At 45.9% G+C, this 16,186-nt stretch carries 12 protein-coding genes; all 12 read right to left on the bottom strand.

What is annotated here, in order from left to right; all coding sequences use genetic code 11:
* Positions 1-44 precede the first annotated feature (44 nt).
* The 12 genes from ACQ76X_RS22510 to ACQ76X_RS22455 all read right to left on the bottom strand — a co-directional run bounded on the left by ACQ76X_RS22510 (position 45) and on the right by ACQ76X_RS22455 (position 15,170).
* Complete coding sequence (locus tag ACQ76X_RS22510; RefSeq protein WP_438495997.1) at positions 45-1,886, bottom strand: glycoside hydrolase family 127 protein; 1,842 nt, start codon at positions 1,884-1,886, stop codon at positions 45-47.
* A gap of 26 nt (positions 1,887-1,912) precedes the next feature.
* A complete protein-coding gene (locus ACQ76X_RS22505) occupies positions 1,913-2,743 on the bottom strand; it encodes a carbohydrate ABC transporter permease (RefSeq protein ID WP_438495996.1) in 831 nt (276 codons plus the stop codon).
* Positions 2,740-3,627, bottom strand: coding sequence for a carbohydrate ABC transporter permease (locus ACQ76X_RS22500; protein ID WP_438495995.1), 888 nt, complete (start codon positions 3,625-3,627; stop codon positions 2,740-2,742). Before ACQ76X_RS22500 ends, ACQ76X_RS22505 begins: the two co-directional genes overlap by 4 nt.
* Before the next feature lie 67 nt (positions 3,628-3,694).
* Complete coding sequence (locus ACQ76X_RS22495; RefSeq protein WP_438495994.1) at positions 3,695-5,119, bottom strand: ABC transporter substrate-binding protein; 1,425 nt, start codon at positions 5,117-5,119, stop codon at positions 3,695-3,697.
* 121 nt (positions 5,120-5,240) lie between these two features.
* Entirely contained in the window at positions 5,241-7,013 is a 1,773-nt protein-coding gene (locus ACQ76X_RS22490; RefSeq protein WP_438495993.1) for a cache domain-containing sensor histidine kinase, read from the bottom strand.
* The gene (locus ACQ76X_RS22485; protein ID WP_438495992.1) at positions 7,010-8,605 is read right to left on the bottom strand and encodes a response regulator transcription factor; all 1,596 of its coding nucleotides are present in this window, start codon (positions 8,603-8,605) and stop codon (positions 7,010-7,012) included. The genes ACQ76X_RS22490 and ACQ76X_RS22485 overlap by 4 nt, the downstream gene beginning before the upstream one ends.
* 153 nt (positions 8,606-8,758) lie before the next feature.
* A complete protein-coding gene (locus ACQ76X_RS22480; protein WP_438495991.1) occupies positions 8,759-9,841 on the bottom strand; it encodes a Gfo/Idh/MocA family protein in 1,083 nt (360 codons plus the stop codon).
* An 11-nt stretch (positions 9,842-9,852) separates the two neighbouring features.
* Positions 9,853-10,764, bottom strand: coding sequence for an AraC family transcriptional regulator (locus tag ACQ76X_RS22475; RefSeq protein WP_438495990.1), 912 nt, complete (start codon positions 10,762-10,764; stop codon positions 9,853-9,855).
* Positions 10,761-11,765 (bottom strand): Gfo/Idh/MocA family protein, encoded by a 1,005-nt coding sequence (locus ACQ76X_RS22470; protein ID WP_438495989.1) that lies wholly within the window; start codon positions 11,763-11,765, stop codon positions 10,761-10,763. The genes ACQ76X_RS22475 and ACQ76X_RS22470 overlap by 4 nt, the downstream gene beginning before the upstream one ends.
* Before the next feature lie 385 nt (positions 11,766-12,150).
* Complete coding sequence (locus ACQ76X_RS22465) at positions 12,151-12,939, bottom strand: SDR family oxidoreductase (RefSeq protein WP_341091487.1); 789 nt, start codon at positions 12,937-12,939, stop codon at positions 12,151-12,153.
* 24 nt (positions 12,940-12,963) lie between these two features.
* Positions 12,964-14,127 carry an SMP-30/gluconolactonase/LRE family protein gene (locus ACQ76X_RS22460; RefSeq protein ID WP_438495988.1) on the bottom strand — a complete coding sequence of 388 codons (1,164 nt, stop codon included), beginning with the start codon at positions 14,125-14,127 and terminating at the stop codon, positions 12,964-12,966.
* A 32-nt stretch (positions 14,128-14,159) separates the two neighbouring features.
* Positions 14,160-15,170, bottom strand: a complete 1,011-nt coding sequence (locus ACQ76X_RS22455) for a zinc-dependent alcohol dehydrogenase family protein (RefSeq protein WP_438495987.1) — start codon at positions 15,168-15,170, stop codon at positions 14,160-14,162.
* Positions 15,171-16,186 lie beyond the last annotated feature (1,016 nt).

The following is a 16,186-nucleotide window of genomic DNA, read 5'->3' as shown; positions in this document are numbered from 1 at the left end:
TTCACTCGTCTATGCCCTTCAATGAAGATCAACTCCTTTTTCTCTTAAAAGCTATACAGCCCTTTATCTTCCGCTTTCCGTATCCAAACCTGCATGTATCCTGATTCCCTGTTGTCCCAGGCATAATAAGGGATGAATTGACAAGGTCTACCTTCCCCATTCTTGCCTTTCAGAACGGTAACGCCGCCGAGCAGTTCCGGTTGATGATCCACCAGCAACGTCTCATGGGCAGAAAATGAATACTCATCATAGGAAAGCGGGGAATTATCCAACTGCTCCAGGCAATACACGATAGGACCTCGCTGAATGGCAATCCGGCCTTGATTCTCCAGCACTTCCGGCCTCGCCTGAATAATTTCTACAGGCATATCCAGTTCAAGTTCAATCGTATCGTTCTGTGACCAAGCTCGATGAATAGCGATATAACCCCGCTTAGTCAACGCCTCGACTCCCGGCAAGAATTTACCTCCAACCTTAACCTTATAACCCCTGCACCAGCCAGGTATCCGCAAATAAATGCTGAAAAAATCACTTTTATCCGCTTCTACCGCAAGCTCAATTTTACCGTTCCAAGGATATTGAGTGGTTTGCTTGAGCTTAACGCCCAGCCCACTCTCCATTACGATCTCTGCTTCACCATTCATATATTGATTGACTGCAATGCCCTGATCGGTCTGAGCATATGAATATTGACCAATGGACGGGAGGAACCGTGCCAAATTAGTCGGGCAGCATGAGGTGTCAAACCAAGGCACCCGGTGGTGATCGCCCTTCGAAGCCAGTGGATTAACATAGAAAAACTTGTCTCCGGTCAACGATATTCCTGCCAAAGCGCCATTGTACATTTCCCGCTCCACCACATCCGCATATTTGGCATCTCCAAACAACAGATTCATGCGATGGTTCCAGAAAACCGTGGCGATAGCGGCACAAGTCTCACAATAAGCGGATTCATTCGGCAACTCATAATCATGTGTAAATCCTTCATTATGGCGAGATGGACCGATCCCCCCAGTCACATACATATTGCGCTCTACCGTATGTGACCATACCCTATGCAGGGCATCAACAAAATCAGGATCCCCCGACACGTGAACCACGTCCGCCATAGCGGTATATAAATACATCGCCCGAACAGCATGACCAGTCACCCGCTCTATGTCTCTGACCGGAACATCGTCTTGGCAATACGCAGGTCCCCACTCCTTAGTGTCCCATATTTCTCCAAATCCATGTCCATGTCCACGTTCCTCAAGCAACCATAAGGAGAGCTTCCAATATCGTTGTTCCCGGGTAACACGGTAGAGCTTCACAAGAGCAAGCTCAATTTCCTCATGGCCTTCCACCCAATGGCGTTTGCCTGGACCAAACAGATCGTCATAATGATCCGCCAGTTTGCAAGCGACATCAAGAAGCATACGCTTGCCGGTTGCCTCAAAATAAGCAACCGCTGCCTCGATTAAATGCCCTCCATTGTACATCTCATGCTTCTCCATATCCGTCCATTTGGACTCGGGTGCTTCAAGCGTATAATAAGTGCTCAAATAACCGTCCGATTCCTGGGCTGAGGCTATAAGGTCAATAATCCGGTCCGCTTGCGCTTCCAGCTCCGGGTCCGGCTCCGACATAAGCGAATAGGCAATACCTTCGATGACCTTATAGACATCGGAATCATTGAAATAAATGCCTTCAAAAGTCCCTTCTATTAATCCTCCCGCTTTGGCGAAATTCGATATACGCCCTGTCTCCTCACATTTCGTGAGGCAGGCAGGCAGCGTAACCTTTTTCAACACCTCCAGACGTGGACGCCAGAAAACATCCTCAATGATTACATTCGTGAACGGCACACCCTGCCAATTACTTAGATGTGTTTTAATTTTTGTCATTATGAGGTATCCTCACTTTCCTGTCATTACCCCTTCAGGCCTGATAATGTAATCCCCTCAAGGAAATATCGTTGTCCGATTAGAAATACGATTACACAAGGCAAGACAACTGCTGCTGAAGCCGCCATAAGCAAATCCCACTGCGCAGTGTACGAACCTTGAAACATTTGCAGCCCAAGCGCCAAGGTAAAGAGATGATCACTTTTTAAATAAATCAGGGGGCCCATGAAATCATTCCAGGAAGCCAGGAAGCTGAACAGTGCAACTACGATAACCGCCGAACGGCTTAGTGGAAGTATAATTCTCATGTATATTTGTAAATAGGTAGCTCCATCCACGAATGCCGCTTCATCAAAGTCCCGTGGAATCGTCAAGTAAAACTGGCGCAATAAAAAAATGTTGAAAATCCCCCCACCGAAATAAGCAGGCACGATTAATGGATAATACGTATCGTAGAAACCAAACATTTTCCAGCCAAGAAAGCTTGGAATGATTGTTACGGCAGCAGGCAGCATCATACTGGTCATTAGAATAGCGAATACTGTGTCCCTGCCCTTCCACACGATCCGTGAAAATCCGAATGCTGCTATGCTGCTCGTTAAGACTGTACCTACAAGAACACTAGCTACAATAATAATCGTGTTGGTGAAAAAAGTATCGAACGGCAGCACAGTAAGGGCTTTATGGAAATTATCCCAATGAAACGGCCTCGGAATCCATTCCGGCGGCATCGTAAATATTTGCGATAAATCCATGAGTGAGCTGCGGATTAACCAGACGAACGGTACAATAAACAAAAGGGAGATGAATATAAGCGCTGCATAACCAGATCCAAGGGAAACCTTTGATTGTCTCAAGTACGCTCCCCTCCTTCGTAATACACCCATGACTTCGAGGTTTTGAATACAATAAACGTAAAGAACATGATGACGATGAACAGGATCCAGGCCAGAGCGGAGGCATACCCCATTTCGGTATCTCTAAAGCCTGTACGCCAGAGGTAAAATACATAGAACAAGCTTTGGTTATTCGGTCCACCTTCAGTTAAAATATAAGCTTCGTTAAATACCTGGAAGGATCCGATAATGGTCATGATGGTATTAAAAAATATCGTCGGTGTAACCATTGGAATCGTAATATGGCGCAGCTTGCTGTACCAGCCTCCACCATCCACATCAATCGCTTCGTAATACTGTTTGGAAATACCTGATAGACCTGCCAGAAAAATAATCACCGTACTTCCAATCCCCCATAATGTTGTAAGTACAACAGACGGGATAACACTATTCTCCGCATATAACCAGTTACTGGTTGGTAAATGAAGCCAACTGAGTACGGAATTGATCAGTCCCAGGTCGGGATTCAGCAGCCACATCCAGATCATCGCCGATGCCACGGCTGGCACAATGCTGGGAAGATAGATAATCGTCCGAAATATGGCTCTGCCCCGAACGTTCATATTCAGCAGCAAGGCAATACAAAAAGAAAGAATAATAACGGCTGGCACCCGAAGAATAACGAAATAGAAAGTAACCCCTAACGATTTGAAGAACAGCTCATCTTCACCTGAGAACATTCTCGAATAATTCTGAAAGCCAATAAAGGAAGTTTGCTCCTTAAATACGTTATAGTCCGTCAAACTAAGCACCAGACTTGCAATCATGGGACCAAGGGTAAAAATAATAAACCCGAGTATAGCCGGAGACGTAAATAATAGTCCGTAAAACAGTCCCTTTCGCATAGTTGCCTCCAATCTTGAAGTTCTAGTAAGAAGACGACGATCTATAATCAGAACGCCGTCCCTTCGATTATTGTGCGATATCCCGGCGCCCTTGAACTTGTTCTTGGGCTTTCGGCGCTATGGAATCCATTGCTTCTTGCGCGGTCTGTTGACCAAGCCATACTTTATCCAAGGCCGGATTCACGATATCCATTATTTTATTGAAATTTTTCACATACCCCGTTGGTGTCTGATGACTTTTCGTCAATAGCACATCTATAATAGCTTCTTTATAAGCCGAAGGTCTTGCATCCAGGTTCTCCGTCCATTTAGCCAGCAATGCCGGGTCCGTATACCAATCCTTGTAGGATGGCATCCATGTGCCTGCAGTGATCATATCAATAGAAGACTCTGGATCAAGCAACGCCTTCAACAACTCCCAAGCCTCCTGCGGATGTTTGGTTGACTTAAAGATAGAGAACATTCCCGCAACAACGGTAGTTACTGGCTCTTTCAGGACTGGCAGTACCCCTACATTAAAGTTAAACTTCGATTGCGCCAAGGCTGCGCTTGCCCATTGCCCATCTATAGCCATCGCTACCTTTTTGGTTTGAAGCGCTACATTCGTCGCCGGTATATTTTTGGCTTGCACGGGTGATGGCGAAACATGGTGTATATTCATTAAATCAGACACCTTCTGCAACGCCTCGACGGCTTCCGGCTGGTTAAGCGCAAACGTCTTCCCATCCTCCGAGATAAAATCCCCGCCGTTGGAGTATATAAAGTTGCTGTAGACTCCCCACCAAGTGGAAGCATTAACACCATATTGCTTTATATTTTTAGAATCAAAATCAGCATCCTTTGCCGTTCTGCCTTTCGTATCCACAGTCAGTTGTTTAGCAACATCTACAAATTCATCCCATGTCCATGCTTCCGAGGCTTTAGCAGGCGGAGGTGAAATCCCCGCTTCCTTAAAGATATCTTCGTTATAAAAAAGACCAAAGGATTCCGGACCTGGGCCTATGCCGATCACATTACCAGGCTCAAGAGAATACATAATATTGGGTACCAGTTTGTCTATGCTGATATCCGGGTCTGAGTCCATAAATTCCTGAAGGTTATAGAATTTACCCTGTTCTGCTAATGGAAAAGCAATGGTACCAGACTCCATCATGGCAATATCAGGCACATCATTCCCTGCTACCATTGTTGTCAGCTTCGTATCATAATCTGTTGCAATATGCTGAAGATCAACTTTGACATTTGGAAATTTCGCTTCAAACTTCTTAATCGCTACCTTGTAAGCAGCAACTTCATCGGGTGAACCCCATTCCGAAATGCGCAGCGTAACGGGAGCTTTTGATGCGGCATCGCTGGATGCTCCATCGCCGGATGCTGAGGGTGACGTGTTATTTTTGCTGCCGGTACCGGATTTCGAGCAGGCAGATAAAATGGTAACCAGCATCAACAACAGAGCCATCAGCACAAATAGCGATTTCCTTTGTCGTGTCATATCTTGAACCCCTCTCAATTTCAATCCCACTTGGTTCATAGCTGCAGTCTATGATGCTTAAATTATAAGGTCTGTAATAGCGCTTACATAACCCGAACCTTTTTGGATTGGTGGATTATTATTAGGTATTCAGTGGTAAGGTGATCACTATTATGGTACCTCTCCCCGGCAAGGAGTTAATGGACACACCATAGCTGTCGCCATAAGTCATTTGAATACGTGCAATGGTATTCTTAATGCCTATCGAAGTGGATTCCTTGTATAAAATCTCATCGATAGTGTCATTACTCATGCCTCTGCCATTATCTTCAATGACATAATAGCGTTTTCCGCTGTCGATCCAGCCACGGATGCTGATCACCCCACCTGCTTCTATCTGATCGAAGCCATGCATGATAGCGTTTTCAACAAAGGGTTGAAATAGAAGTCTGGGCATTTTGTACTCGTAAAGCTTCGGTTCAATCTCATAATGTACAGTGAACTTGTCCTCGAAACGAACGGACATAATATAGAAGTAGTTGTTCATCCACTTGATTTCCTCCGACAAATGAACAGCTCTCCAGTCTTTCCGTGAAGTATAATGCAGCATATTGGATAAATTGACCAGCATTTTGCTTAATTCCTTCTGATTGTTTTCAATAGCCGTCCAGTTCATTACGTTGAGCGTATTATACAGAAAGTGAGGATTCATTTGCATACTCAGCGCTAGAATCTCGGCTTCCTGTTCTTTTAATTTAATTTCGTAATTTTCTATTACCAATAGCCGAATCCGGTCGTTCATCTTATTAAAGCGCTGAAGAAGTATGCCAAACTCATCATTTGTTCCAACATCAACTTGCTTTTGAAAATCCCCTCCACCTACGGATCTCATGGCAGCCAGCAGCTTCTTAATGGGCTTGGTAATCCTGCCTGCGATAAAAAAAGCACAAATGAGCGCCACAAGCCCCATAATCGCGGCGAGGAGGATAATAGATGTCTCGATGCTTTGCAACAAACTGCCAACCAGTGAGGACTCCGGCATCCATACAATGGATATCCATCCCGTCACTTCCGAACGATCGAAGCAGACGATTACGGCTTTGCCCTCCAGTGTCATACTTCGCGCACCGCTGCTTTCCTGCTGCAGTTCCTCTACCCATGAGTCCGAGAAGGTTTGTGTGATTTTCCCTGGTTCACTGCTTGCAACGACTTTTTGATCCTCATCCAGCACCAGGAAATCCGAGCCTTCGGGGATACTTTCGTCATATAGAGATTTCAAAGCTTCCGCTTTAAAGCTTATTGCTAAAATGGGTCGTTCCACCTGAGCATCCATCTTCTCGAGTGTCGTATTGTTCAGCAGAGAGAAATCAAGCAGTCTGGTCGCAGAAAATAAATGGCGGAAATCCAGATTGCCTGACTCTAAGTAGGGCTGATTAAACATATCAACAAAATCATATGTAGGGTACCATACCAACTTCCCGCCTGCCTGCTGTGCCTTGCGGTATATATCCGATTGTGTAGGATCTCCTTGCGGCAGCAACTGGCCGAAAGTAAAATAGGAAGTCCACAACTGGTAAGCATACACATCCTCATTGTTGGAAAAATATTTACTTAGTACGGCGGTTAACTGACGGTCTGCTTCAAACAGCTCTACTTCGTTATGGGGATCCATTTGGTTAAAAATTTTGAATAAATCCTTATCTATGAACATTGCTTGGCTATTCTGATCAATGATCTGCAGCTTAGTGTCCATAATCTCATTATTTTTTTTGACAATCTCATATACATTTTTCTGCGCTTGCTCCGTCACGACCTGCAGGCTGGTTCGATAGAAAAGAGACCCCAAAATGAGGAGTGGAATTCCGATCAGAAAGATATAGCTGACAAACAATCGGGATCGAAATGTCATCTTCATTCCTCATTTCTCCTCTGTAGAAGTGAAGTGTGTTTAAACGCTTCAGGTGAGATTCCATTGTATTTCTTAAACACCCTGCAGAAATATTTGGTATCCTGATAACCACACTCTGCGGAGATTTCATATATTCTGAGCTTATTCGCGGACAGCAGCAATTTAGCCCGCCTCATTCTGGCTTCCGCCACATGATCGGAGAATGTTTTTCCCGTACGGTTTTTAATCAATGTACTAAAATAGGAAGTATTAAAAGAAAAGTGTGCGGCTGCTCGTTCAAGAGACAAATCTTCCTTCAGATTTTCCTGAATCCAACTCAAGCAGCTCGTAACGATAATTTCGTTTTTATCCAGCCGTACCTGTTGTAATGCATAATGAACCTTCTGTAAAGTAACCTCTACAAGCGCAATCAATTCTGTATAAGATCCACAAGCCTGGATTTTTATAATCATCGTTTTTGTTAGAAAATCCCCAAGCTGGCGGTCAACGATTTTCCCCATCCTGCTCTTAACCTTCATAAGCAGTAGCGAAGCATTTTCTTTTAAAATAATCGGCTCTGTATGCCCATCATCTGATAGCGCTCTGAGCGCTCCAATGCACATTTCTATAGCTATGTCCACATCATTTCCCTGGAGAGCTTCAAAGAGTTTCTCCACGTCAATTGTCATTTGATACTGAGACAGTCGCAGCTCATCCTGAAACAGAATCCCTTTCCAGCAGTCATGAAAGTTAAACTTATTTACGGTTTGGGCTGCCCTGTAAGCTTGCGGCGCTTCTTCCAATAATGATTTACATTCCAGCCCTATTCCGTGGGTAAGCTGACCCGTATTCTCCCATTCTGAGGATAGAGCGGAAGCGATGGCACGAATCTCATTTCTTTTCTCCGGGGTAAGGGTGGCTTTACGGATAATTGTGACGGCTTGGAATCCATCCTCCAGAAGTACATTCAAAGGAATCGTAACAGCTTCCCCCATTGCCATCCATCCTTGCTCCAGGCTTCGCAGGAAGTTAGCGCTTTCAATATTGTTATGGCGGCCGGAGCGGATTCTGAGCTCTGAGAAAATAACCACACCGCCACCCTGCAGCCAATCATACGTATCCAGTTCATCCCGCTCGAGAGTCGTTAAGCTACCGTTTAGCCAGGTTAAATATAAGCGGTTTCTATAAGCTGAGGAGGTATGGTGAAGGCGTAACTTCAACGCCTCTGCTTCCAGGTTCAACATCGATTCTGTGAGCAGCTCCTGCTCTATACGCCGCAATACCTCTTCTACCTTCTCTGCCTCTACAGGTTTTAATAGATAGTCATATGCACCAAGGCGAACGGCATTCTGGGCATACTCAAACAGATTATAAGCTGACACCATCACAACCTTCGTTTGAAGTTCTTCTTCTTTGAGCTGCTGCAAAAATGTAAGCCCGTCCATATTGGGCATACGGATATCCGTCAGCACGACATCCGGGCGTTCCAATCTGACAAGTTCTAACGCGCTGGACCCGTCTTTTGCAACCAGGACTCGAACGTTAGGACGCAGATTGTTGATTAAATTCGCCATTCCTCGAAGGTGTCTGGGTTCATCATCAGCCACCACTATTTTCATCCCATTCAGCCCCCTGTTCAATTTGGTGAAAGTTTCATTTATTGTAACGGAAAAAAGCGCCTTCATGTACTAAGGCGCCAAAATTCCGTTCAGGCTTATTGCAAGCCATTCCCATATTTAAACTATCGTGAATATTGAACAGATCCGTCTCCTTTAATCGAAGTAAACGGCTTTCCCTGTGCGCGCAGATTCATAAAGTGCCTCCAAAATCAAGGAAACTACATATGCCTGCTCAGGTCTTACGACCGGTTCCTTATCCTGATCAACCGCTTCAATCCACTTTCTCATCTCCAGGTCAGGCGCACTTTCCTGTGTGCCATCATAGAATGCTACTCCACCTGCGTTCAGCTCAATCTCATTTTTATATAAGCGGCCATGCTGTTCTCCGTTAATCCGCAGGCCCTCTTTCATATCCGCGCCGGCTTCCGTTCCGCTCAAGCTGCATTTTGCCTCATCAACCTCCAGCGAGTTCAGAGCCCAGCTGGATTCCAGCATGACCGTTGCACCATTCTCCATAACAATCATTCCAAACGCCGAATCCTCCACTTTAAATTTGGCGGGATCCCAGGGTCCCCAGGCATTTGCGGCATTCTCCCGTTGGGACAGCTCATGATATTTGGTTCCCAAGACGACCTTGGGCTGGTAATTGTCCATCATCCATAAGGTCAGATCAAGTGCATGGGTTCCTATATCGATGAGCGGTCCTCCACCCTGCTTCTCCTCATCAAGAAAAACGCCCCAGGTAGGTACTGCTCTTCTTCTGATGGCATGCGCCTTGGCGTAATAAATATGGCCTAATTGTCCTGCTTCGCAGAGCTTTTTCAGAAATAGACTATCCTCTCTGAAGCGGTTGTTATAGCCTACTGTTAGTTTTTTTCCTGTTCGCTTGGCTGCATCAACCATTCTTTTGGCCTCTGCTGCCGTCTTGGCCATCGGCTTCTCACACATGACATGCTTGCCGGCTTCCAGCGCAGCGACAGAGATTTCCGCATGAGACTCATTGGGAGTAAGCACATGAATAATATCAAGTGTGCCATCTTTAAGTAATGTTTGATAATTAGTGTAGACTTTTGCGTCTTTGCTTCCATATTGTTGTGCTGCTGCTTCAGCCCGCTCCTGAACGATATCGCAAAACGCAACCATTTCAATATTGTTCAGCTTGCTTAAACTTGGCAGGTGCTTCCCGTTCGCGATTCCACCACACCCGATTATGCCTAACCGATACACTTTACTCATATCTATCATCCTCACTTTATCGTATGTTTCCCGTTTCTATAGGTCGCGGGAGTTATTCCTAACCGCTTGCGAAAAACATTATGCAAATAGTTGGCATTCGTAAAACCTTCAGACTGAGCAATCTGTTCAATCGGCTGGTTGCCCTCCGACAGCTTGCGGCAGACACCTTCCAAACGGATATCCTCAAGAATCTGGGAGAAGGATTGATCAGGATTGACCTTATTAAAAATCCGCTGCAGCTGTCTGGAGCTGATATTCAGCTTTTCTGCAACATTGTCCAGCGTGACAGCCCCGGAATAATTAGCCCTGATATACTGAATGGCGTATTCATATCTGTAGGTCAGCATATCCCGCACCGGCGCTTCCGCTCTAACCCCTTCCGGATCATACGCTCTTGCTGTTTTTAACAAAATACTGATTACAAACTGTTTGATGGCTGTATAATATCCGGTGAACTTATCCTCACAAGCTTCATAGGCTTCCAGAAAGCAATTCATGGCATGGTGACGGTCATGGATCGGAATGAGGGGGAGTTTCCGCAGTTTGTCGATACATTCCTCCGCTTCTGCTACCTCCCACGGATCCACTTCAACTCTGCTTTTCTGTCTAATATCAATATGGAGGCAAAGTTCGTCCATGGCTTCTTCCGGGTCAGCCTCCTGGTAATGCATCACACCCGGCCCCGTTAAATAAAGCATACCCTGCGATAATGGGTACTCCTGCTCAGCGAGAATCACTTTTCCTTTACCTTTAGGAATAAAGTGAAACTCAAACTCTGCATGATTATGGAAATCAATGATTTTTCCGGCTGGGAATGATGTTAAATGGAACCTGAGCACAACAATCTCATAATGTCCCCATTGAACTGTAATATCGAGTCTCTCCAGCAAATCTGACTTTTGAGACATCGTTTGGTAGATCATGCACTTACATCTGCTAACGGGATGACCCGTCCTTCTTTTGCCGAGCGATTTGCAGCTTCCATTAATCTGGTCAGTTCTATGGCAGTCTGAACATTATTATCAGCAAAAGTATCACTCTGTATATGATTGATCCATTGATGAAAGGCACTGTCGTGATTATCTTTTATTGGAATCTCCGTCCAGCTATTCGAGGTACCCTCAGGTTTATTCGTCTTTAGAAGTAATTTATCCTCCGGCGTTCCGAAAAGCAGGGTTCCTTCTGTTCCGTGAACCTCGATGGTAAACGGCGAATGGCTGTTCACAAATCCGGCCTCTACCACACCGATCGCCCCCGAAGTTGTAAACAGGGTTGCTACTGCATTGTCCTCCACGTCTTTCCCTGTGATATGTCCAAAATTGGCACTTACACCAGTCACATCCTGACCTAAAAATAGGCGGGTTAAATACATAGGATGGCATCCCAAGTCGATCAAAGCACCCCCTGAGCATTGTTCCTTATTATAAAAGTGCTCAGGCAGCCAACCGGCAATGGCCCCATTGTGGGATAAGCGAACTCTGACATACGTTATCTCCCCCAGCAGACCCCTGCTAATCAACTCCATAATGGACAAAGTGTATCCGTCGTTCAATCGCGGCAAGGATACGGTAATTTTCACTTGATTCCGATTTACCTCGGTAATAATATCATCGACTTCCTGCACTGTTGGAGCGATAACCTTCTCGGTAAAGATATGTTTGCCTGCTTTGGCGGCGGCCACTATTACATCCTTATGAATGTTTGTCGGCGCATCCACGATGACAGCGTTAACATCTTCCTGAGCCAGCATATCATCGAGCGACTCGAAGTAAGGAACCTTCAACGATTCAGCAGCCTCTTGTCCTCTTATCGCGTCTTCGTCCCATACTGCAGCGATAAACGTATCTTCATGCTCCTGCGCCTGCTTAACATAGTCCCAAGCATGTACATGCCAAAAGCTGACTAAACCAATGCCAATGCTCATTTGCCACAACCTCCAACATATAGTATTCTGACATCCCACTATAAGGTAACATATCTGAGTCGCTTTTTTTAATAGGAAAATACGACAAATTATATATAATATTACGACATACGTTCACTAACTTAATGATGCTTACGCTATAGTATTTAGTATATTCCATCTAGTAATTGGTTATTTTGTACATAATACTGAAGATATCTCAGTGCATATGAGTAGGAATATAAGCGTCACGTTCCGCCAAGAGATGAATGCAAATGAGGATGACACCATAACCAACCGGCAGGGCCATCCAGTTAGATATAAGGGGTTCGCTCTTGCCTTAGGAAAAACAAAAGATCCGTTGCCAAATCTTGGACGGATCTTTTGTTACTATTTGGACATCGTTTTATTTGAACCGCTGGGCTTGCCTTGAAGGCATAATGGTTAGTTCCGGAATGCTGACATGCTCAGGCTGCTCCAATGCATAAAGTGCCGCCTCTGCAACATCATCGGGATGTAACGGCAGAACTTTCGAAGCAAACGCCCGTATTTCATCCTCGGAATACCCGGCCACCTGAGAAAACTCCGTTGCCACCGCCCCGGGCAGAATCGTCGTAACGCGAATCCCCTGATCGATTGTCTCCAAACGTAATGCAGACGCTATGGCGTTAACGCCGTATTTGGTAGCGCTGTATGGACCTCCTCCGGCAATCACTTCCTTGCCTGCAATGGAGGAGATGATGATGACATCTCCCTTCCCCTGACCCAGCATTGGCGGAAGACCGTAGTGCAGCGTCAACATTAGACCGTGTACATTCGTCTTGTACAGCTCCTCCCATCTTTCCAGATCCACTTCTACCAATGGACTTCGATACCCGAATCCGGCATTGGCAACTATAATATCGAGACGGCCCCAGCGGTTAATCGTTTCATTGACCACATGCTGTACTTCTTCAGCCTTTTGAATATCAGCAGGTACCGCCATAACCTCGTATAATCCCTCTTTATGCAATTCCTGAACCAGCTCATCCAATCGATCCTGCCGACGTGCCACTACAGTCACATGGGCGCCGCGTTTTACCAGTTTCCTGGCGATCGATGCCCCGATTCCGCTGCTGGCGCCTGTCACCAAGGCCACTTTACCGGTCAGACTCTCCTTCTCATTCCAAGATAGCTCCAAATCATCCAGATTCATTTTGCACCCTCCCAGATTCCAACCTTATTTTGTTAAAAGCACACGATGAACACCCTTGCTGCCTCCAGGTGCCGTTCCAATATATAAATAACCATTATGGCTTGCGGCCGTAGTTACACCATACAGTTTGCCTTCCGGATCATGCCAGCTTCCGATAAGTTCTCCCTGCGGACTGAACTCCGCAGCAAGCCCATGCTTCGCCGGTGCACTTGCGCCGTTAAGCAGCGACTGCGGCACTTTGGCCATGGTACTGGCCAGCCAAGGGTTGCTATGCATCTGATCTACAAAAGAAAGACGAGTCGTGAAGATACCGACCCAGAAATGACCTTGGTCATCACGCGTAATGTTGTCTGGAAAGCCTGCGAGATTGTCTGCGAAAATATCCGATGTATCCTTCTTCGGTCCTTTGAGCCAGTATCTGGTCAACTGATAATGATACGATTCTGCCACAAGAACAAAATCTTCATCCGCAGACAAGGCAACCCCGTTTGCAAAATAGAGGCCTTCTAACAGAACGGTCGTCTTCTTGGTCATTGGATCGTACTTCAGCAAACGTCCATGCGGCTTGTTCTCGGCCATTTCCTTGAAGGTCACTTTACCATAATTAGAAGTATCGGAGAAATAAATGGAGCCGTCCTTGGCAATATCAAGCTCATTAGCTAAATAGATCGGCTTGCCGTCCACTTGATCGGCCAATACCTCTATGCTCCCGGATGGGTTTATAGACAGCAGTCCCCTCTGGACATCCGTAACGATCAAATCGCCTTTGGCATCGAATTTAAGCCCATTAGGCGTTCCTTTGGTGTCTGCAAACAGTTGGGCTTTTTGCGGATTTCCCTCTGCATCGAAAGGAACCCTGTAAATTTTCCCGTCTGAATCTCCTGTATATAGCTGGCCTTCTTTATCGAATGTAATGAATTCCGGGAATTGAGGGGCATCAGTAACTAGCTGAGCCGAACTGAGTTTGTTGTTCTGTTGCCACGGACCCGCTTCCTCAAAAGAGGGAGCCGTCGGTGCGGACCATTTTGCCGGTTTGACCGGTGAAGGATAAAGTAAGAAAACGAGTAATCCTACAACGAGCACCGCGAGCAGTGATAGAACCCATCTGGATATCCTAGCACGCAGTGAGCGTTTAGGACGATTCACGCCTTCAGTAGGTTTAACGGAGTTAACTGGTTTATTGGGCATTAGAGCGCCTCCTGTATCATTTTTGAGAGATTTTAGATTTGGACTACGATTTTACCAAAATATTGCTTTCCTTCAGCCAAGAGCGCGATAGCTTCTCCAATTCGTTCTAGAGGGAATACGCGGTCGATGACGGGATGTAAACGATGATGGGCAATCGCCCGATTCATCTTTTCAAAGTGATCCCGGTTGCCGACTTGACTGCCGCGAACCGTTGCGGCTTTGTGCAAGATGCTGGAGACATCGTATTCCGGAATGGTCAAGCCCGATAAGAACCCGACCATACTCACGGTCCCTCCAGTGCGAAGTGCATTTATGGATTTCCCCATCGTTGCCGCTCCTCCAACATCCAGAACATGCTCGACGCCGCCAGTCAGCTCTAACGCTGCCTTATCCCAATCAGGAACCTCCGAATAGTTGATCGTTTGCCATGCACCAAGAGCTTTTGCTCGTTCCAGCTTGTCGTTGCTGCTCGACGTAATGATGACTCGTGCTCCGGTCATAAGCGAGAATTGAAGACCGAAGATGGAGACACCGCCTGTTCCTTGCAGCAGCACAGTATCACCCGCTTGCAAACCACCATATTCGATTAGCATACTCCATGCGGTTAATGCCGCGATCGGCAGGGTGGAGGCCTCCTCATAAGTGAGGTGATCGGGAATAGGGACGACTCCTTCTTCATGTAGAACGACATACTCGGCCGCTACTCCATTCAACGGACCTCCCAGGCTTTCTTCTAACACCCCTGGTCTTGGGCTGCCGCCAATAAAACGCTGTTGAAAATTACCTGCTACTCGTTGTCCGACCTGAAACCTAGTTACGCCTTGTCCAATGGCTACAATTTCTCCCGCTCCGTCTGATAATGGAATGAAGGGGAATTTGACTTCGATCGGCATTAATCCGCTGAGGACCACTAAATCCCGATAATTGAGAGAAGCTGCCCTCATGCGGATCAGCACCTCCTTAGGGCCTGGCGTTGGTTTGTCGAGTTCCGTCATGGTTAATTCCTCAAAGCCGAAGCCGTTTGTCAGTTGTATAGCTTTCATCGTATTGTCCTCCCTGTAAGATCAGATTACCGTGTTGCAATATAGAAACATCGTTACCAATGCTCAGAAGTATTTTTCGATTCTTATGAAAGTTAAGTATCTCGCATCTATGGTAACGACGTTTCCTAATGGTATCATTGTACCCACTCGATTTTAGAAAGTCAATATGATCTTTGAGCCTCCATCGTTTTATAGACAAGTTAAGGATCAACTGTATACATTTCCTGCTAAGATGCCTCCTACAATACGAACACACGAAAGTTGAAAACCTACCAAGAAGCTCGCATGCAAAATACTGAAAATCTCCACAAGCTCGACGAAGAAGCATACGCCGTACTGTAACGGCCATGAGGCAATGATTAACCATGATCAGCAACGCGCAAGAACAAGGACTAATTCCTGGCCAATACAACACCGAATCCGATGTCCCTATATTCTGGAATTCGCTCCACGGCGTCATTTTGAAAGATGGAGGCTGTTTTTAAGCCAAGCTGTTGTAATGTTCATGGTACTACTACTGTGAATTTCCGGCTGCGTAAACGTACGAAGTTATTGTCTACAGTACAGTGATTACAGACTACTGCTTGAGGAGCATCCCAATGTTTTCGACTATCAGCAGACCCTAAATGATGAAATGCTGATTGTAGTCACTAACTTCTCTGCACAAGAGCAGACCGTCGTCTTGGATGCCCGGCTTCAAAGCCGATCCTTCTGATGACTAATTATCCTTCCTCAGAGCGAACCCGCAATAATCTGAAGACAAGACAAAGACCGCCTTATGGATTACATGCTTTCCATCATAAGGCGGTCTGTAGGTTCCCAGAACCCGTTGCAGTATCTTCTAAATATCTAAAATTCGTTGCAACCACTAGAAATGGGGAAAAACGAAGGCGCTACAATTGCGTTTGACAGTCTCGTTCATGTCAGCGATTGGAACACCGGTCCCGTTCACGGAGTGTCCACACCAAGCGCTCACGTCTACCTGTTCAAAAAACGAGGGCATTCCAACCAGCCAT

Origin of the sequence: Paenibacillus sp. IHBB 3054, from assembly GCF_051594305.1 — a bacterium.
In the GTDB taxonomy this organism is placed as follows: Bacteria; Bacillota; Bacilli; order Paenibacillales; family Paenibacillaceae; genus Paenibacillus_AQ.
The sequence above is the reverse complement of the archived record's forward strand: the minus strand, read 5'-3'. Positions and strand labels throughout refer to the sequence as shown.